20 protein-coding genes are annotated in these 17,168 nt (G+C 58.4%); 9 read left to right on the forward strand and 11 right to left on the reverse strand.

Going from position 1 to position 17,168, the window contains the following annotated elements; genetic code table 11:
• Nucleotides 1-41: 41 nt before the first annotated feature.
• The 4 genes from HMPREF1487_RS06630 to HMPREF1487_RS06645 all read right to left on the reverse strand — a co-directional run bounded on the left by HMPREF1487_RS06630 (nt 42) and on the right by HMPREF1487_RS06645 (nt 2,677).
• The gene (locus tag HMPREF1487_RS06630) at nt 42-1,178 is read right to left on the reverse strand and encodes a gluconokinase, GntK/IdnK-type (protein ID WP_010795850.1); all 1,137 of its coding nucleotides are present in this window, start codon (nt 1,176-1,178) and stop codon (nt 42-44) included.
• 172 nt (nt 1,179-1,350) lie between these two features.
• Nucleotides 1,351-1,779, reverse strand: a complete 429-nt coding sequence (locus tag HMPREF1487_RS06635) for a VOC family protein (RefSeq protein ID WP_010795851.1) — start codon at nt 1,777-1,779, stop codon at nt 1,351-1,353.
• Nucleotides 1,779-2,162 carry a DUF3140 domain-containing protein gene (locus HMPREF1487_RS06640; protein ID WP_010795852.1) on the reverse strand — a complete coding sequence of 128 codons (384 nt, stop codon included), beginning with the start codon at nt 2,160-2,162 and terminating at the stop codon, nt 1,779-1,781. Before HMPREF1487_RS06640 ends, HMPREF1487_RS06635 begins: the two co-directional genes overlap by 1 nt.
• Nucleotides 2,162-2,677, reverse strand: a complete 516-nt coding sequence (locus HMPREF1487_RS06645; RefSeq protein WP_010795853.1) for a Rho termination factor N-terminal domain-containing protein — start codon at nt 2,675-2,677, stop codon at nt 2,162-2,164. The genes HMPREF1487_RS06640 and HMPREF1487_RS06645 overlap by 1 nt, the downstream gene beginning before the upstream one ends.
• Before the next feature lie 118 nt (nt 2,678-2,795).
• Between HMPREF1487_RS06645 and HMPREF1487_RS06650 the strand changes: the two genes are divergently transcribed.
• From HMPREF1487_RS06650 to HMPREF1487_RS06660, 3 genes are all read left to right on the forward strand, one after another.
• Nucleotides 2,796-3,326, forward strand: a complete 531-nt coding sequence (locus tag HMPREF1487_RS06650; RefSeq protein ID WP_010795854.1) for a GNAT family N-acetyltransferase — start codon at nt 2,796-2,798, stop codon at nt 3,324-3,326.
• Between the two features lie 476 nt (nt 3,327-3,802).
• Nucleotides 3,803-4,702 (forward strand): alpha/beta hydrolase, encoded by a 900-nt coding sequence (locus HMPREF1487_RS06655; RefSeq protein WP_010795857.1) that lies wholly within the window; start codon nt 3,803-3,805, stop codon nt 4,700-4,702.
• Nucleotides 4,703-4,856: 154 nt separating this feature from the next.
• A complete protein-coding gene (locus HMPREF1487_RS06660; protein ID WP_010795858.1) occupies nt 4,857-5,372 on the forward strand; it encodes a hypothetical protein in 516 nt (171 codons plus the stop codon).
• A gap of 73 nt (nt 5,373-5,445) precedes the next feature.
• Here HMPREF1487_RS06660 and HMPREF1487_RS06665 read toward each other — a convergent pair whose 3' ends face one another.
• Nucleotides 5,446-6,753 (reverse strand): MFS transporter, encoded by a 1,308-nt coding sequence (locus HMPREF1487_RS06665; RefSeq protein WP_010795859.1) that lies wholly within the window; start codon nt 6,751-6,753, stop codon nt 5,446-5,448.
• A 222-nt stretch (nt 6,754-6,975) separates the two neighbouring features.
• Here HMPREF1487_RS06665 and HMPREF1487_RS06670 point away from each other — a divergent pair, with 222 nt between their 5' ends.
• The 5 genes from HMPREF1487_RS06670 (at nt 6,976) to HMPREF1487_RS06690 (ending at nt 10,092) form a co-directional block, all read left to right on the forward strand.
• Entirely contained in the window at nt 6,976-7,668 is a 693-nt protein-coding gene (locus HMPREF1487_RS06670; protein ID WP_010795860.1) for a TetR family transcriptional regulator, read from the forward strand.
• Between the two features lie 95 nt (nt 7,669-7,763).
• On the forward strand, nt 7,764-8,264 hold the full coding sequence (gene ureE, locus HMPREF1487_RS06675; RefSeq protein WP_010795861.1) for an urease accessory protein UreE: 501 nt from the start codon (nt 7,764-7,766) through the stop codon (nt 8,262-8,264).
• Entirely contained in the window at nt 8,261-8,932 is a 672-nt protein-coding gene (locus HMPREF1487_RS06680; protein WP_010795862.1) for an urease accessory protein UreF, read from the forward strand. The genes ureE and HMPREF1487_RS06680 overlap by 4 nt, the downstream gene beginning before the upstream one ends.
• A 13-nt stretch (nt 8,933-8,945) precedes the next feature.
• Nucleotides 8,946-9,560, forward strand: coding sequence for an urease accessory protein UreG (ureG, locus tag HMPREF1487_RS06685; protein ID WP_010795863.1), 615 nt, complete (start codon nt 8,946-8,948; stop codon nt 9,558-9,560).
• Between the two features lie 58 nt (nt 9,561-9,618).
• Nucleotides 9,619-10,092, forward strand: coding sequence for a nucleotidyltransferase family protein (locus HMPREF1487_RS06690; protein ID WP_010795864.1), 474 nt, complete (start codon nt 9,619-9,621; stop codon nt 10,090-10,092).
• Here HMPREF1487_RS06690 and HMPREF1487_RS26265 read toward each other — a convergent pair.
• From HMPREF1487_RS26265 to HMPREF1487_RS06720, 6 genes are all read right to left on the reverse strand, one after another.
• On the reverse strand, nt 10,064-10,687 hold the full coding sequence (locus tag HMPREF1487_RS26265; protein WP_010795865.1) for a phosphatase PAP2 family protein: 624 nt from the start codon (nt 10,685-10,687) through the stop codon (nt 10,064-10,066). The genes HMPREF1487_RS06690 and HMPREF1487_RS26265 overlap by 29 nt on opposite strands.
• 58 nt (nt 10,688-10,745) lie before the next feature.
• Nucleotides 10,746-11,990: a phospholipase D-like domain-containing protein gene (locus tag HMPREF1487_RS06700; protein ID WP_010795866.1), complete on the reverse strand. Its 1,245-nt coding sequence runs from the start codon at nt 11,988-11,990 to the stop codon at nt 10,746-10,748.
• Nucleotides 11,991-12,051: 61 nt separating this feature from the next.
• Nucleotides 12,052-12,702 carry a MotA/TolQ/ExbB proton channel family protein gene (locus tag HMPREF1487_RS06705; protein ID WP_010795867.1) on the reverse strand — a complete coding sequence of 217 codons (651 nt, stop codon included), beginning with the start codon at nt 12,700-12,702 and terminating at the stop codon, nt 12,052-12,054.
• Nucleotides 12,703-12,735: 33 nt separating this feature from the next.
• A complete protein-coding gene (locus HMPREF1487_RS06710) occupies nt 12,736-15,018 on the reverse strand; it encodes a TonB-dependent receptor (RefSeq protein ID WP_010795868.1) in 2,283 nt (760 codons plus the stop codon).
• 22 nt (nt 15,019-15,040) lie between these two features.
• The gene (locus tag HMPREF1487_RS06715) at nt 15,041-15,829 is read right to left on the reverse strand and encodes an energy transducer TonB family protein (protein WP_010795869.1); all 789 of its coding nucleotides are present in this window, start codon (nt 15,827-15,829) and stop codon (nt 15,041-15,043) included.
• Nucleotides 15,830-15,832: 3 nt separating this feature from the next.
• Nucleotides 15,833-16,240: an ExbD/TolR family protein gene (locus tag HMPREF1487_RS06720; RefSeq protein ID WP_010795870.1), complete on the reverse strand. Its 408-nt coding sequence runs from the start codon at nt 16,238-16,240 to the stop codon at nt 15,833-15,835.
• A gap of 209 nt (nt 16,241-16,449) precedes the next feature.
• On the opposite strand from HMPREF1487_RS06720, the gene HMPREF1487_RS06725 reads away from it, so the two are divergent.
• Nucleotides 16,450-17,154: an aspartate/glutamate racemase family protein gene (locus HMPREF1487_RS06725; protein ID WP_010795871.1), complete on the forward strand. Its 705-nt coding sequence runs from the start codon at nt 16,450-16,452 to the stop codon at nt 17,152-17,154.
• Nucleotides 17,155-17,168 lie beyond the last annotated feature (14 nt).

Consider the following 17,168-nt stretch of genomic DNA (forward strand, 5'->3'; position numbering starts at 1 on the left):
CCTCGTAGTCTTGTTATTGGAATCGACTGATTACACCGGGCTCAGTCTGCCGTGACATTTGCCAGGGCTGGCGGTACCTCCCGCTCGGTACGCCAGGCATTGAGCAGTTGCACCAGTGCCAGCACCGCGAGTGCGATCATGCTTACCAACACCGGTAACATGGCAATGGCTAACGGATAGCCGACCACGGGGCTCGCGTTCTGCCAGCCAAACTGCATCTGATACCATGCCCCCCACGCAGACAGACCGCTGCCGGTAGCAATCAACAAGGCGCTGACCGAATCGACAAGCCGCCGGGCAATGCGCGGAAACTTGTCACGGATCAGGGTAAAACTCATCAGCTCGCCGCGACGCATGCTGGACGCAACGCCAACAAAGATCAGCCAGACGAAGGCCAGCCGGGACAACTCTTCGGCCCCGGCCCATCCGGAGCCGAACGCATAACGCAGCACCACATTGACAAAGACAGCACCCACCATGAAGGCCATCAGAATGGCCATCAAGCTGTCGGTGAGCTTATCGAAGCGCTGGGCCGTGCGGTTGTTATAGATCGGCTCGCTGGTCAGGGGCGGCTCGTTCCGCGGAGAAGGTGCATCGGGCATCTTTGAGGCCAGGCTGATCAAGGCAGCCATTTCGCTACTTGGAATTGGCGCATGCATCCAGGCGCTTACCTCCTGAACAACCGCATCGCTGGCCTTGGAGGCCTCGACATACAGCACCCCTGGTTCTCCTCTGGGAGATTCGAGGATGTCGAACTGGCTCTTGACGAGTGACGTAGGCATGTAATGGCCAGAACGCTCTCCGACGCGCTGGAGCGCCGTTTCGTAATCGACCGACAGATACGCGAAACGCAGGCCGGGTACAGCATCACGCAGACGGTCCCGGTAGCTGCGACGCAGTGCCGAGCAGGACAGCACGAATCCCGTGCCATCCTGCACCGCCTTTTGCATCTCAAGCCGCAGGCGATCGAGCCACTCGAGACGGTCGGCATCGGTCAATGGCGTACCGGCCTGCATGCGGGCCACGTTTTCAGCGGAATGGAAATGGTCGGCTTCGATATGACGAAAACCAAGACAGCGGGCAACGCCCAGGCTCGTCTCGGTCTTCCCTGAACCGCTGACGCCCATGATGACAAGGGCCTGAGCGGGTGTAGCGGAGGTACTGACGGGTGAAGTCATGGCGCTCTCCAGAGCGCCTTTCGGTGCGCTCATTCTTATTTTTGTTTGATGTTAGCGCTAACATTACAATTGGGCAATGAGACTGAAAGGCCACCAGTCGAACGTGTCCCGCATAGACGTAACAAGATATTTCATGAACCGAGTAGGATGCCCTGCTAGAGCAATGGGCAGATCAGTAGTTTTCCCACAGCCCCGGCGTTGCCAGCTCAACCAAATGCCCGTCAGGATCACGAAAGTACAGGCTTACTCCGCCCTTCGGCCATCGCACTTCACCTTCGATCACAATCCCGTGAGTCGCCAGATGATCACGCCACGGCTGTAGATATTCAGGAGCAATGGAAAAGGCGTAATGAAGTCTGCCTGAACCGTCATGGGGTGGAATGGTGCCGCCGGGAAGCTGAGCAGGCGTATCGGTCGTGCCCTGCTGGAAAAGCAGTAAAACGCTACCCGGTGCGGCGTCATAGGCCGCGACACGCTCATCATGAAACATGACGCTCAGGCCCAGCAGTTCCTCATAGAAACGGCGAGCCTTTTCCAGGTCAGCTACATAAAGACCGGTTTCCAGTACTGGACCAAGGGGCGGAGCGATTGGGGATGTCATCAGCCGGCCTTTTGCTTCATGGGATCATGCCCCCAGTTCATCAGGGACTTGCGCCAGCGCGTATCACCTACCTCACCATCCGGGCGCTGCTTGATGTGCCGATGCACATAGCCGATGACCTTACGCATGGCCAGGTAGTCATCTTCGCTCAGCTCACCCTGCCGCTTGCGTTTAATCTCGAGGATACGCTCGCCCATCTCATGGCCAACCGCCTCGCCGTCAGCCTTTGCCTTGACCTTTTGGCCTTTGGCCGTCATGCCTACAGACTGGCTCTCCTCGCCCTGCAACCACTTGCGCAGCCGGGCAGGCGGCATGTTGACCACCTGTTTGAATTCACTGCGCAGTTCTTTCTTGTCCGCATCGGTAAGCGCTTTTGCTGTCATTATTCACCTGCCTGCTTGAGTGCATGAATCAGCTCGTCCTTTTTCATCCGCGAGCGCCCACGGACCTGATGGTGTGCTGCACGCGCCATCAGCTCGGTCTTGGTCATATCGGATAGAGCGGTCTTACGGGCAGACGCCGTCTTGCGGGCAACATCCTCCGGCTGTTTGGAGTGCTGCTTGCCTCGACGGGTATCCCGCCGCTTATTGGCAGTGCTGCGGGCATATTCGCTGTCGCTGATCTGCTCTCGTGCCTTTTTAGGCAGATAGCGCTCACCCGTCTCGGTGGACTTCTCGCCGGACTTTGTCCCCCAGTCCTGCTCGGTCCATTGCTGGAGATGGTTATCGGGGCCCTTGCCGCCCTCATAACCCCCACCCCGCCTCTGGTATTCCTGGCTCGCCAATTGCGCTTTTCGCGCCGACCACTGGCCGGCACGACCACCCTTCGAGCCACGCGTCACATCCTCTTTAACACTGTTCCACAATTCCGGATCGGTCTTCCTGGCGGTAGCAGACATCTGTCTTTCTCCTCAGTAGAGTTTCGGACCCCTCGGAAATGGGGACCACCTATCGAGACGCTTGTTCTAGCCAGGCGACGGGGTGTATCAAGAAGGACGCTTCAAGAAGGACATGGTCATGCCGCTACCCTCGCTTCAAATCCGTGATGCCACCGAGCCGGATATTCCTGCTATCCAAGCCATTTATGCTCATCATGTTCTGCATGGAACGGCCACCTTCGAAGAAATTCCACCCGATGAAGCCGGCATGAAACGACGCCTGCGGACCCTTCAGGAAGCTTCCTTGCCGTTTCTGGTCGCCGAGCTGGATGGCATGGTACGAGGCTACTGCTATGCCAACTTCTATCACACGCGATCGGCCTATCGTTACACCCTGGAAGACACGGTTTATCTGGAGGAAGGCTGGCGTGGCCGCGGCCTGGGTAAAGCCCTGTTGAGTGCACTGCTTGAGCGCTGCGAAGCGGGAGGTTGGCGGCAGATGGTGGCGCTTATCGGCGACAGCACCAACGCAGGCTCCATCGGGCTCCATCGCAGCCTGGGCTTTCGTCAGATAGGTATTCTGGAAAAGGTCGGCCTCAAGTTCGGCCAGTGGCATGATGTGGTGATGATGCAGAAAAATCTGGGTAAAGGCAGCAGCGATACACCGTAAGTCGGCTGTACAGAACTTCGGTTACTTCGGCTCCTCACAACAGGTACACCCACTTAGAGGAGACCTAGCATGGCCGATAAATCGCCAGTAGCACCAGAGCGCCAGGAAGCGGAACTGTCCCCGGATGACTTTGAAGAAATGCCTGAGGACGAAGAAGAGTAACACATGCGCCCATAAAAAAGCCCACCGCATGCTCAGGTGGGCTTTTCATGAGCCTCGCATCAGAAGATCAACTTGATGATGCCGATAACCACGATCAGGCCGATGATGAAAATAACGCCGGCAGTGCCCCCAATAAACTTCAACATACCCATGCTCCTTGATTAAGTGCGTTCACTTATTAAGACGCCAGTTGTTCGCAGACGTTCGCTGAAATATTCATTAAAGGCTTCTGCCGAACGGCCAGGCAGGTTTTCCAGTCTCTCTTAGGTAACGCGCCTCCAACGGTCCATCCGCATTTCGCAAGAGCCCTGTTCATGTCTACCACATTGATTCGCCGCCGCTGGCGCCCCTTGGCCTTTCTTGCCTTGTTGCTGGGTGTGGGTCTGCCGTTTGGCTGTTCTGAACTCGCCCACAAGGAGCGCGAGCTGGTGTTCAACATCGAACCCGGCACTGCCAGTTGGTTCTCGGGCGTGCCTACCGGTGTCCAGCAGTTCAACATCCCGGTCACGACTGGGCTCAGCAAGACGCAATATGTCCATGCCTGGTGGTGGCCTGCCGCAAAGAAAGATGCCCCTGCCGCCCTGTACCTGCATGGGACACGCTGGAACCTGACCGCCCAGGTGCGTCGCATCACTGCCCTGCGCAGCCTGGGCTATTCCGTTCTGGCCATCGACTACCGGGGCTTTGGTGAAAGCCCTGGCGATCTGCCCTCGGAAAACACGGTGTATGAGGATGCCCGGGTGGCCTGGAAGCGCCTCGTTGAGCTGCAGCCCAACCCTGAAAAACGCTACATCTACGGACACTCGCTGGGCGGTGCAATAGCCGTCAACCTGGCTCAGCAGATTTCAAAACAGAAAGACCCGGAGGGCGATCCCGCCGCCGCAGCCGGCCTGATCATCGAGTCGACCTTTACCAGCCTGGCGGATGCAGCAGCTGCCGTGGTCGACACCTCGTTGCCGATCCGCTGGATTATGTCGGAGAAATTCAATTCCATCGACAAGATCGACCAGGTCGATATGCCGGTACTGATCGTCCATGGAACAGGTGACCAGTACGTACCCTCCCGCTTTAGCGAGGAGTTATTCAGAAAAGCTCAGGATCCGAAGCGGTTATTGCTCATTGAGGGAGGCAACCACACCAACAGCATGTCCATCGGAAGCCAGGAATATGCCCGGGCAGTACGGGATCTCTTTGGGCTGAAAGGCGCGTACTAGAGATCAGCGCGCCCTGCACTATCAACGAGAACATATGCCACCTCGATTGGGCATCATTTCCGGTGATGTTTGGTATGCCTACGATCCATTTTTTAATCGATCAACTCGAACCGATACTGAATCTGTCGAAACGATCCCATCGAGGAAACAGATCATGAAACGCACTATCGCATTCGGTATCGGCCTCACCGCCCTGGCATTCAACACTCTGGTTGCTGCTCAATCCCTGCCCCAAGCCGCTCAGCTGTACGCAGAAGATGGCAGCCAGTACACCGTGGACAAGATGATCAACCGTCAGACCAAGAGCATTGAAGAACGTCTGCTGACCGAGAACGGCTCCGACCAGACCCTGGGCCGCCTGATCGAGCGCCAGCAAAACCGCCTGAATACTCCTGCCCAACTGGCCGAAGACGGTACTGAGCAGACCATCGACAAAATGATTCATCGTCAGCAACATCAGATCCAGTTAGCTGAAGATGGTACCGAGCAGACCATTGATAAGATGATCCATCGCCAGCAGCACCAGCTTCAGGTAGCCGAAGACGGTACCGAGCAGACCATTGACCGGATGATCCAGCGTCAACAGGAGCACATTCAGCCGCAGCTGGCTGCCGATGATTCACAGCAGACCATCGACCGCTCGCATCACCGCATGCACCGGATTGTCTGATGCCGGCCCCATAAAAAAGCCCGACCAGTTGATCGGGCTTTTTTATTTATAGCGACTGCTTTACGCGACTATTTCATGCGACCGGCTTTTCATCCGGGAGGCCATCGGAGCGGCCAATGTTAGGCGGCGTATCCACCATCAGCTCCTCGGGCACTTCCTCCACGCGGGGGTCGAGCGTTGCGGCCATCGGGCTAACTGTATCCGGCATCGCCACGTGATGCAGTGGTGCTTCATCCACGAGATGCTCATTTGTTACGAAGCGAGGCTGAACCCAGATGATCAAAATGACGGCATAGATCGACACCAGAATGTAGAACATGCCGGGACCAAACTGATTCATCAGCGCACCGGCCAGCAGCGGACCAATACAAGCGCCTACGCCATAGGTGGTCAGCAGCATGGCGGAAAGCTCCACGCGGCGCGAGGGCTCCACATGGTCATTGGCATAGGCCACTGACAACGGATACAACGTGAACAGCAGCATGCCAGTCAAAAAGCCGGTGCCGAGCAGTCCGGCATAGGGCAAGGTGATGTATCCCCACATCGGAATTGCCGCCAGGCAGAGCAGCACGGCGTTGGCGCGGATCAACTTGCAGCGGTCGACCCGATCGGACAACCAGCCTAGCGGCCACTGTGCACAAAAACCTGCCACGATGCATATACCCACAAACATACTCGACTGCGCCGTATCGAGCCCATTGCGGTTGGCATATACCGGCGCCAGACCATAGAAGGCACCGACCATCAGGCCAGCGGCAAAGATCGTGACCAGTGACTGCGGTACGCGCTGCCAGAAGAACTTGATTTCAAGGGGCGCGGCGACCAGCTTGGCCGGGTGTACGCGACGCGTCATGGCGATGGGAATCAGGCAGGACGCAAAGCAGATTGCCACCAGCAGCAGCGGCTTGTAATCCAGTGCCGGGTGTACGGCCAGCAAGGCCTGTCCGACCACCAGTCCCAGATCCACCGCCACCATGTAGCCGGCAAACACCTTGCCCCGCTGGTGGTTTTCGGCCTGCTCGTTGAGCCAGCTTTCAATCACCATGTACTGGTTCATCATCAGAACACCCATGATGAAGCGCAGCACCAGCCAGACGCCCAGATGATCGGTCAGGGCGTGAATGAGTACCGTCACCGTCGCGCCGCCGGCGCAGGCGACGTATGAGCGGATATGCCCTACGTTGGCGATCAGCCGGTGGCCGAGTTTGCCACCGCAGACCAGCCCGAAATAATACGCCGCCATCAGGCAGCCGACCCACAGATCGCCCGCCCCCTGTTCCGTCAGGCGAAGGCCGATGTAAGTGGTGAAGAGGCCGGAACCGGCCAGCATCAGGAGCGTAGCAATATAGAGCGCGGGAAATGTGACAAGCGGGCTGAACATGAGTCGTCTGATTTGAGCTGAGCCAATCCTGGCGGGAAGAGAGCGATCGAAGGCACGGCTATCGGCCGTGGGTGCTTCATCTTTAAGCGCATCGATTATCACCTGGATGATGCGCCATATGCAGACAGACTACCGGCGCCCGGATTTTGTCACACGACAAGTGTTTCAACCGGACGTGCGGGTATTTGATAGAGTACCCCCTTGCCTGATTGGAAAACCGCCATGTCCTCCCGCGCCGAGCAAAAACTGCAAACCCGCCATGCCCTGCTGGATGCTGCACGTATGCTCATGAGCAGTGGCCGCGGCTTCGGCAGTTTGAGTCTTAGAGAAGTGACCCGCAGCGCCGGTATCGTTCCGGCGGGGTTCTACCGGCACTTTCCCGATATGGATGCCTTTGGACTTGCGCTGGTTGCCGAAGTGGGCGAGACCTTTCGCGAAACCCTGCGCCGGGTACGTCATAACGAAATCGAGCTGCGTGGTGTGATTGATGCCTCGGTCGGCATCTTTATCGAAGCCGTCGCCGAACACCGTAGCCAGTTCATCTTTCTCGCCCGGGAGCAATACGGCGGTTCGTTGTCGATTCGTCAGGCCATCAGTGAACTGCGCCAGCACATTACTGATGACCTTGCATTAGACCTGTCCCAACTCAACCGGCTGCCCCACCTTTCGTGTCAGGACATCGATGTTCTGGCGGATCTGGTGGTCAAGACCGTATTCGCCACTCTGCCCGAGCTGATTGATGCGCCTGACGAGGGACTGGAGCCGCACAAGACACCCCAGGCCAAGATCATTCATCAGCTACGCTTCATCATGATCGGTGCCAAGCACTGGCGCGGCCTTAACATGCTGTTCGCACCAAATCAGGGCGAACCCCTGCCCTCCGACCCGCTGTTGCACCGAAATCAGGCAAACTGAGCGCACAATCCCCTGTGCAACGCCGGTGAAACGAGCCGTTGCGTTCTGGCAGGCCGCTTGCTGTAGTCTTCATAAAGCACAGCGGATACTGCCTTATGTTGGTCATTCACACCCGTCTGCCCCCCCCCGATACCTGGCACGAAGAAATTCACCTTGGCTTCGAGGCGCGCAGCAAGAGCCGGCTGCGAACCGTGACGGTCAGTGGCGAAGATGTCGGGCTGTTTCTCGAACGCGGCCAGCCGCCCCTGTTTGACGGTGAAGGGCTGCGTGCCCAGGACGGCCGTATCGTACGCGTCTGCGCCCGCCCCGAGGCTCTTTTGCACATCACCTGCGCCAATGCCCATGAGCTGACCCGCGCTGCCTACCACCTGGGCAACCGTCATGTGACGCTGCAAGTAGGCGACGGCTGGCTACGCATTCTGGATGATCATGTACTCAAGGCCATGCTGGATCAACTGGGCACTACGTGTGAATCGATCCAGGCGCCTTTCCAACCTGAGCATGGCGCTTATGGTGGTGGGCATCACCACTCGCACCACGGTGAGGCTGATTTCAATTACGGCCCTCGGCTGCACCATTTCGGGGTGCGGATATGAGCCCGGCCTGGGCATTGATGCGTCTGGCCAGCCCGCAATTACCCATCGGCGGTTATAGCTACTCCCAAGGGTTAGAGGCGGCCATCGAGACCGGCCTCGTAACCGACTCAAGCTCGGCTCGCGTCTGGCTCGAAGATCAGCTGGAGCTTAACCTTGCCCGTTTCGAAGCACCGCTGCTGCTGGCTCACTGCCAAGCGGCTGCCTCAGGCGACTGGCTTCGGCTAACTGAATTAGCAGGCCGCCACTCAGCCAGCCGAGAAACCCGAGAGCTGCGCCTGGAGAGCCGCCAGACCGGTTTTTCCCTGACGCAACTGCTCAAGGACTTGCCCGAACTGGACCCCGAAGCACGCGAGCACCTTTTAGCCAGCGAGCCAACGTTTGCCCTGGGTTGGGCGGTTGCCGCGCGTGCCTGGGCCATTACCCCGGCAGAGGCCGTCTCGGCCTGGCTCTGGGGGTGGCTGGAAAACCAGCTGGCCGTTCTGATGAAAACCCTGCCCCTCGGCCAGCAAGCAGCACAGCGACTGACCTCTGAACTCCTGCCAGCCCTGGACGCAGCCCTCGCAACTGCCCGTGCGCTACCGGAAACCCTCTGGGGCAGCGCACCGTTTGGTCTGGCGCTCGCCAGCATGGCCCACGAACAACAATACAGCCGTCTTTTCAGATCCTAGGAGAACAAGCGCGATGAACACTCAACCCCTGCGCGTCGGTATTGGCGGCCCGGTCGGTTCCGGCAAGACGGCCCTCACCCTCGCCCTCTGCCGTGCCCTGCGTGATCGTTACAACCTGGCGGTTGTCACCAACGATATCTATACCCGTGAAGATGCCGATTTTCTCGTGCGCAACGAGGCGTTGGCCCCTGAGCGCATCATCGGCGTGGAAACCGGTGGCTGCCCGCACACGGCCATCCGTGAGGATGCTTCCATCAACCTGGAAGCGGTAGACCAGCTCAACCGCCGCTTTCCTGGTCTTGATCTGATCCTGGTCGAATCCGGCGGCGATAACCTTTCCGCCACGTTCAGCCCGGAGCTGTCTGACCTGACTATCTACGTGATTGACGTGTCTGCGGGCGACAAGCTCCCCCGCAAGGGCGGCCCGGGCATCTGCAAGTCTGACCTGCTGGTTATCAACAAGGTGGATCTTGCCCCAATGGTCGGTGCCTCACTTGAGGTGATGGACCGTGACGCCCGCAAGATGCGGGGCGAGAAGCCGTTCGTGTTCAGCAACCAGAAAGTGGGCCAGGGCCTGGAGGACATCATCGCCTTTATCGAAAAGCAGGGCATGCTGACGGCTGCGTAGCGCCCCATACTGCAAGGCACATGCGCAGCATAGCCAAACCAATAGTAAAGGGGTTCCCATGAGTCACGCTGCTGCCTTGCGCTGGATCATCGATCTGCTGAACGAGCAACACATCCCCTTTCTTTTATGCGGCGGTCTGGCGGCCCATGTTTATGGCGCCAGACGCCCGCTGAACGATATTGATCTCCTGGTTCCAGCAGACCGCTTGCAGGAGATAGCCGCTGCCGGCGCTGCTGTCACGACCAAGCCCCTCGAGCGCCGCTGCGAGGAGGGCTGGGATGTGGAGTACGTACAGTTCAAAGTTGAAGGCGTGAAGATCGAGATAGGCGGCACGCCCGGTGCCCGGATTTTCGATAAGGGCCACTCAACCTGGAGAGACCTTGAGGCAAACCTGGCCAAAGCCCGCCCCGCCACGCTGCTGGGCGTAGCCCTTCAGGTAATGGACCGTGATGAGCTGGCCGCCTACAAAGTTATGCTCGGACGCGAAGTGGATACAGAAGACCTTATCGCCCTTTCGACGCCACACCCATGACCTTGGTGACGAGTACCGCTACGCTGGCGCCAAGCAAGCCACCGGCGACCACATCGGAAAAGAAGTGGTAGTTACACAGCAAAAGCCCCACCGGTACCACCGCGGCTATCGCTACCGCAAGTCCCCTCAGGCGTGGCCAGCACAGGGCAATCGCCACGGCAGCAGCGCACGCAACTGTGGTATGTCCAGAGGGAAAGGATGCGTACCAGTCTCCGCCGTGAAACCAGTTGAAGCCATAAGCCTGGTTATGGATCAGTGAGGGATTGCCGTGGGTCCAGGTCTCCGGCCAATAACGACCGAAGACAGGCTTGAGCGAATCCTTCACGCCCTTGGCGACCAGTACGCTGAAGGCCAGCACGAAGCAGCGGTGACGATGCACGGGCAACAATCGCTGACCGATGCCCAAGACAATGATCAGCAGTACCGCCAGCACCGTCAGCCAGTCCGCCACATGGGTCATCAGGTTGGGCCACGCCAGACGGCGCAGGTCGCCTGCATGGGCCCAATAGGCAATGGGATGGTCGATCACGCCATATCCCAGCAGGATCAGCACAAGGCCACCTGCCCAAGCGATCAGCAGCGGTTTACGTGTCACGGTACAGACTCCTTTCCAGGGTGAGCGGCATTCAGCCCGATACCCGTCCCGTTGGCAATCACGGCGTACCGGGGTGTGGCTCCGGGTAAGTACGCGTCACGCTGATCATGTCGGCATAGGGGCTGTTCCACAACTGCTCATGGAGCTGGCGAATGCGCTCGGCCATGGCGTGATCCTGCATCACCACCTCCAGGTTGCGGGAGTTATCCAGATAACCGCCGAGCCAATTGCTGGTGCCTACCCAGGCCAGGCGTCCATCGATTTCCATCGTCTTGCTGTGAATCACCCGCGCAAAAGGAATGAAACCGCTCGGATCGGCTGGCAGCGTGACGATCTTGACCTGTACATTCGGCAGCACGGCCAGGCTTTTCAGGTAGTCGATCTCCGGTGCGCCCGTGTTCCAGTGGGACACCATCAGCTTGATGGATACCCCTCGGGCGGCCGCCGCGCGCAAGGCATTGTCGATCACCGGGTAATACGGGCGGGTCTTGTCCGGTCCGTAGGATAACGGCGCATAGTCAAGCAACTGCACACGCACCTCATGCCGGGCCTGGGCGAGCAAACGCGGTAACTCTAGCTGAGAGTCCCGCACTCCAGGCGGGTTATAACGGGCAGGACTGGCGACCAGATAACTGCCGGTCGGAGCTGGTTGGTCCAAGGATTGATGCCGGGGCTGAGGCACGGGTTTACCTTCAGCCAGCGCTTCCTGCGCCTGCCAGTCCTGATTGAAGATAGCCTGTATTTGACCCGCTACCGTGCGGTCGCTGATCCGCACACCTGTTTCATGGATATGCGTAAGGGAACGCCAATCAAAATTCTGGCTACCCACAAATGCCTCGCGGCCATCTACGACCAGATATTTGGCGTGAATGATCCCCCCGGTCAGCTGGCCATACGGCAATACATGCAAGGTCAGATTAGGAATGCTGCGTAAGCGGTCCAGCGTGGCAGGGTCCGACATCCGCAGCCCCTTCTCTTCCAGCAGGAAGCGAATCGTCACGCCGCGCTGCCCGGCCGCCTGCAAATGCTCGATCACAGTATCCAATTGTGAACCCGGCTGACCGGACGCATAGAATTGGCCAATGTCGATACGGTGCTGGGCCCGGTCGAACATTTCGCTCCAGACCTCGACCGGGTTACGCAGGTCATTCGTTGCCAGATCGGTCGCCACCGGCACGGTATGCACCAGCTCGAACCCTGGAATCTTGAAATCGGCCCAACTGAGCGTACTGGCGCTGAGTAAGAAAAACCCAAAACACAGGCGTCGAGCGCCACGGATCGGCAAACGGGACAATACAGGCATGGAGGTCTCAAACAAGAAGGAAAAGACTGGGCGAGGACCGACTGGCCCTCGCCGCAACCGATCAGGCGGTACGGTACTGCGCCATTGGCTCTACAGATTGAACGTGGGCTTCATCCACAGGCTGAGCGCCCATGCTGGCGCGAATCAGCAGGATCTTGAGCTGATCGTTGATGCGCTCCAGGCGATCCTGGAAGAAGTTATGAAAGACCACGCAGCCCAGCGCGATGGCAATACCCAAACCGGTCGCAAACAGCGCCGTTCCGATGCCTGCCGAAATTTGGCCTGGATCAGAGACACCTGCTGAGGCCAGCGCCTTGAAGGTATCAATAATGCCCAGAATGGTACCCAACAGACCCAGCAGCGGCGCCGCGGTCGTAATGGTTTCGATGATCCATAGACTACGGGCCAGCGGTGCGCGGGTTGCGAGGTACTGCGCCTCGATCGTCTCGTCCAGTTCCTTGCGCGTTCCTCGCTGCGCCTTCTGCGCCAGTACCGGCCGCACCATGGTAAGCGGCAAGCTTTCGCGGCGGGTAAAGGACTCCGGCAGATCACGGTCGCTACGCACCTTAGCCGTCAGTAATGACTCCAGTTGACGCGCCTGCCTGCGGGTATAGGCAAAGTACAGGCTCCGCTCGATGATGACGAACAGGGCAATGGCAATAGCGCCGTACATGACATAAAACGTGATGTCATGGAGCAGGTCGGTATTCATATTCAGCACACCTCGTTAAAGAAGGTTCGAAGGTCAGAAGCTGGCTTCCAGGGACACCGTTACGGTCCGCTCGACGCCGACGATGTAAGCCGGGTCGCCGTCGCGGTAGCCGCTGTAGCTCGCTGCGTTGGTCTTGTAGGTGTACACACCGTCCAGGTACTTCTTGTCGAACAGGTTGTCGACGTTCAGACGCAGGGTGGCGCCCTTGACGATGTGCTTGTCTACCGGCAGGTATACACCAGCTCCGAGGTTGAAGATTGTGCGCCCCGGAATGCTCTCGTCATTGGTCAGGTCACCGTAGAGCTTGCTCGTGTACTTGGCGCCGAAAGTGCCGTAATAACGGCCGTCGTCATAACCGATATTGGCTGCCAGCATGTTCTTGGGCACGTTGGCAAACTGCTTGCCGCTGGTAGGCAGCTCCACCGCAACGCCATTATTGTAGGCAGTGACGTCGTCCTTCTGCTTGGCACGGGTGTACGTGTAGGAGGTGTAGTAATTGAAGTTGTGCGGCAGCAGGCCGCTCCACTCCAGCTCAAGCCCCATGTTGTCTACGTCACCCGCGTTGATATCGGCGTAGTCACCGTTCTCGTCACGCGAGGAAACCTGGCGGTCCTTGAACTTCAGGTAGAACAGGGTAGCCGACAGGGCCATGTCTTCCTGGGTGTAGCGCCAGCCCAGTTCGTTGCTCCAGCTGGTTTCAGGATTGAGATTGATCGAGCCCTCACCCTGATCGTACAGCACGTAGTTGTACGGTATGCGCATGTTACGGGTCAGGTTATAGAAGAACTGATTTTGCTCGTCGAAGCGGTAGCCGATACCAAAGGTCGGCAGCACCTTGCTGTAGTTCTGGTGACGCTTCTCCGGCAGCTCGGTCAGGCTGCCATGGTTGGTCCCCTTGCGATCGACATCCATGTAGGCCACGCCGGCGTTGAGCGTCCAGTCCGGGTTCATGTACCAGGTATCCTGTACCCATACCTTATGGGCTGGCGTAACGGTGTAACGGTCGCGTCCCTGGATGATGTTGCCGTTGGCGTCGCGGGTCTCGTCCGAGTCAGACCAGACGCTTTCAGGCTTGCCACTGGACTTGAGTGCAATGAACGGCTGGGTCTGCCGCTGACGGGCGCGTTCGTACCAATAACCGAACTGCAGGCTGTGATCGCCCAGGTCCCAGTTCAGCTTGGTCGTGATGCCGGGGCGCCAGGTCTGGGTACGAGACGGCCGATAATAAACACCGGTATAGGAAAGCCCATCATTGGCGTAGCTGCTGGCCGTAGGCAGATTGCCCAGGTCGTAGACACCATTGCTGCTGGTTCCGCGGTTGAGCGAATACGCGGTGCTGCCTACGCCGCTGCCGTCCCCCCAGTAGTAATAGGGGATGACCGACAGGGACATGTCATCGCGCAGGCGGAATTGGGTGTTGAGCACGCCGGTAAAAGTCTTGAAGGGATTCTGTGCCAGCTCGTAGTACTTGGAAATCTTGCCGTTGGAGCCCAGCGCAGGCGGATTGGGGTTAGGATCGTATTTGCGACCGTACTGGGTGAATTCACTCTTGGTGAGCTGGCTATAGCTGTTGTTGTCCTGCTCATGGTACTTGAGGATCAGGTTGGCCGTATTGCCATCCCCGGCGTCGAAAAAGCTATTCCATTCCACCTTGTCGGCCCGAACGGCACCGTGACCGCGCCACATCTGACCTTCGGTATGCGAGGCAGACAGCCAGTTGGACAGGCCATTCCACTCGCCTGTATTCAGACGGGCAAAGGTCTTGTAAGTACCGTTGCTGCCTGCAGTCTGTTTAACAAATGCGCCGGTCTCTTTGGTTGGCCGGATAGTTGTCAGGGTAATGTTGCCGCCACTGGAGCCGATGTGCGGACCGTCGGCATCCGAGGCGCCCTGTACTACGGAGATCTGGTCGAGGTTTTCCGGATCGCCCAGCAGGTTGGAATACAGCGCATAGTTGCCCGAGTCGTTGATAGGCATCCCGTCGACGGACATGCCGACCTGATCGGAGTTAAGCCCCCGCAGGGTGAAGCGAAAGCCCGACAGGCCCGTGGCGTCTTCGCTGGAGATGTTCAGTCCCGGTGTGTACTTGAGACGGTCGACGGCATTGGCGGTTGCCGTCTGCTTGTTCATGGCTTCGCGAGTAAGGGTGGAGCGCGACTTGGGGCTTTCTTCAGGGGTCATGTACCCGCTGCCCAACGTGGCCTTTCCTTCGACGCCGATAGTGCCGACATCACGCTCATCGGTTTCCTGCGCCATGGCTACACCATGGCAAAGACCAGAGGCAACCAGCGCCAGGTAAATCCTTGTGTACTTCATTGGAATTCCTCGAATCGGATAATCACTGCATGCTGTAACTGAAGGTGGCGGTAAAGCGGAGCTGGTCCTTGCCGGCAAAGGCCTCGGACGGGAACGGCTTGACGCTCTTGATACGGTTCAGGCTGTTGGCGGCTGCACGATTGAGCAGCATGCTGCCAGCCTTGTCCTGTATGCCGGAGTCCAGTACGCGCCCGGCGCGGTCGACCAGCAGCCAGATCACGACATCACCGTGTGGCCGCTCAAGCGATGCCTGGCGTCCGGTGGGGTACTGCTTGTAACGATCCAGCTCGGCACGCAACCCCTGTACGTAGCCGCCTTCCAGTGCCTGGGCATTGACGGTCGGCTTGGGCGGTGTAGCCGGTGCCGGCTTGGCTGCGACCGGAGCAGGTGCCGAAGCAGGCGTCGGCTTGGCTACCAGTTGCTCGACCTTGGCCACGGCAGGCTTGGCCACTGGCTTTGGCTGTGGTTTCGGCTGAGGCTTGGGTTGCGACTTCGGCACTGGCTTGGGCTCAGGTTTGGGTTTCGGCTTGGGCTGCGGCTTGGGAGGTGGTGGCAAGGCAGCCTCCTCTTCCTCCACGACAGGCTCCGGTGGTGGTGTAGTAACGGGCACTGCCACCGGCTCAGGCGGCGTGGCAACTGGCTCGGGCGTCTGGACCGGATCGGGTTCGACCAGAGCCAACTCAACGGCTGATTCGTCGTATACCGGCTGAACTTTCAGCGGCGTACGCTGGGCATACAGGGCAATCAGTACCAGCGCAGCAAGCGCAGGTAGCCAGCCCAACACATGGCGGGAGCGATAGAACGTATACATGGATCAGGACTTGCGCGTAGCGATGGAGACGGAGGTAAAACCGCCTAAACGAAGGGTGTCCATCACCTCGACCAACCGGGCCACTTCCACGCCCTTGTCGCTGTTAACGATGATGGTGGTCTTGCTGTCTGGTTTCTCCTGCGCCTTGAGCGCCACGACCAGGGCATCGACCTGAATGTCCTGACCATCCAGTTGCAGCTCACCGTTAGCGCCCAGCGTCAGGATGGCCTTGTTCTGCGGTTTGAGCTGTTGCGCGCTGCTGGCGCTAGGGAGCTGGGTTTTCATTCCCAGTGCCGGGATCACGTTCAGACTGACCAGTACAAAGAAGACCAACAGGAACATCATCACATCGATCATCGGGATGAGCTCGATATGAGCCTTGCGCTTCTTGGGTTCTTCCCAGGTTCTCATGATGACTGCCCTCCAAAATGATGGGGGCACGCTAACAACCGAAAATGACAGCGGGGTTAAGTATTCTTGACCATTTAAAGCTCTAGATCGGGCTTTTTACTGAACAATCGATACAGCTGTTAACTATCGGATCAGTACAGTGGCCTCTTGCCTTGCTGCACTGGACTGGCCTGTGAGACGGTTCCACTCTCTCTTCAAGGAGCAGAATCATGCGAACGCTAGGACTTCTTGCCGGCATGAGCTGGGAAAGCTCGGTCGAGTACTATCGCCTTCTCAATCAAATCGCCCGACAGCGCCTTGGTGGTCTGCACTCGGCACCGCTGCTTATGTGGTCGGTCGATTTTGCAAAGGTTGCCGAGCTGCAACATCACGGCGATTGGGACGGTTGCGCCAGACTGCTGGTAGATGCAGCACGCCGCCTGGAAACAGCAGGCGCCGAAGGTCTGCTCATCTGCACCAACACCATGCACAAGCTGGCCGAACCTATCCAGGCGGCAATTAATATCCCATTGATTCACATCGCTGACGCGACCGCAAAAGCGTTAACGAAAGCCGGTATGCAACGCCCTGCCCTGCTCGCCACACGCTTTACCATGGAACAGGACTTCTATGTCGGCCACTTGCGCGCCCACGGTCTAGACCCACGTATCCCGGACGCCCCAGGTCGCGAACGGGTTCACCAGATCATTTATGAAGAGCTGTGCCAGGGCGTGGTTCGGAACGAATCCAGACAGACCTATGTGGCAGAAATCGGCAAGCTGGCCGACCAGGGTGCCGACAGCGTGATCCTGGGCTGTACGGAAATCGGATTACTGCTCAGCCAGAAGGATCTCGCCCTTCCTGTCTTCGATACGACCGAAATTCACGCCGAAGCCGCAATGGATTTTGCTCTAGGTAACGAGACGCTGCCGTAACGCACGGCAGCGTC

Origin of the sequence: Pseudomonas sp. HPB0071, assembly GCF_000478505.2 — a bacterium.
In the GTDB taxonomy this organism is placed as follows: domain Bacteria; phylum Pseudomonadota; class Gammaproteobacteria; order Pseudomonadales; family Pseudomonadaceae; genus Chryseomonas; species Chryseomonas luteola.

Coding starts and splice junctions, on each gene's coding strand:
- HMPREF1487_RS06670 (WP_010795860.1), top strand. CDS start 6,976: ATGTCCTCCCGCGCCGAGCAAAAACTGCAAACCCGCCATGCCCTGCTG.
- HMPREF1487_RS06715 (WP_010795869.1), bottom strand. CDS start 15,829: ATGTATACGTTCTATCGCTCCCGCCATGTGTTGGGCTGGCTACCTGCG.
- HMPREF1487_RS06700 (WP_010795866.1), bottom strand. CDS start 11,990: ATGCCTGTATTGTCCCGTTTGCCGATCCGTGGCGCTCGACGCCTGTGT.
- HMPREF1487_RS06680 (WP_010795862.1), top strand. CDS start 8,261: ATGAGCCCGGCCTGGGCATTGATGCGTCTGGCCAGCCCGCAATTACCC.
- HMPREF1487_RS06630 (WP_010795850.1), bottom strand. CDS start 1,178: ATGACTTCACCCGTCAGTACCTCCGCTACACCCGCTCAGGCCCTTGTC.
- HMPREF1487_RS06665 (WP_010795859.1), bottom strand. CDS start 6,753: ATGTTCAGCCCGCTTGTCACATTTCCCGCGCTCTATATTGCTACGCTC.
- HMPREF1487_RS06650 (WP_010795854.1), top strand. CDS start 2,796: ATGCCGCTACCCTCGCTTCAAATCCGTGATGCCACCGAGCCGGATATT.
- HMPREF1487_RS06725 (WP_010795871.1), top strand. CDS start 16,450: ATGCGAACGCTAGGACTTCTTGCCGGCATGAGCTGGGAAAGCTCGGTC.
- HMPREF1487_RS06690 (WP_010795864.1), top strand. CDS start 9,619: ATGAGTCACGCTGCTGCCTTGCGCTGGATCATCGATCTGCTGAACGAG.
- HMPREF1487_RS06640 (WP_010795852.1), bottom strand. CDS start 2,162: ATGACAGCAAAAGCGCTTACCGATGCGGACAAGAAAGAACTGCGCAGT.
- HMPREF1487_RS06705 (WP_010795867.1), bottom strand. CDS start 12,702: ATGAATACCGACCTGCTCCATGACATCACGTTTTATGTCATGTACGGC.
- HMPREF1487_RS06720 (WP_010795870.1), bottom strand. CDS start 16,240: ATGAGAACCTGGGAAGAACCCAAGAAGCGCAAGGCTCATATCGAGCTC.
- ureG (WP_010795863.1), top strand. CDS start 8,946: ATGAACACTCAACCCCTGCGCGTCGGTATTGGCGGCCCGGTCGGTTCC.
- HMPREF1487_RS06635 (WP_010795851.1), bottom strand. CDS start 1,779: ATGACATCCCCAATCGCTCCGCCCCTTGGTCCAGTACTGGAAACCGGT.
- HMPREF1487_RS06710 (WP_010795868.1), bottom strand. CDS start 15,018: ATGAAGTACACAAGGATTTACCTGGCGCTGGTTGCCTCTGGTCTTTGC.
- ureE (WP_010795861.1), top strand. CDS start 7,764: ATGTTGGTCATTCACACCCGTCTGCCCCCCCCCGATACCTGGCACGAA.
- HMPREF1487_RS06645 (WP_010795853.1), bottom strand. CDS start 2,677: ATGTCTGCTACCGCCAGGAAGACCGATCCGGAATTGTGGAACAGTGTT.
- HMPREF1487_RS06660 (WP_010795858.1), top strand. CDS start 4,857: ATGAAACGCACTATCGCATTCGGTATCGGCCTCACCGCCCTGGCATTC.
- HMPREF1487_RS06655 (WP_010795857.1), top strand. CDS start 3,803: ATGTCTACCACATTGATTCGCCGCCGCTGGCGCCCCTTGGCCTTTCTT.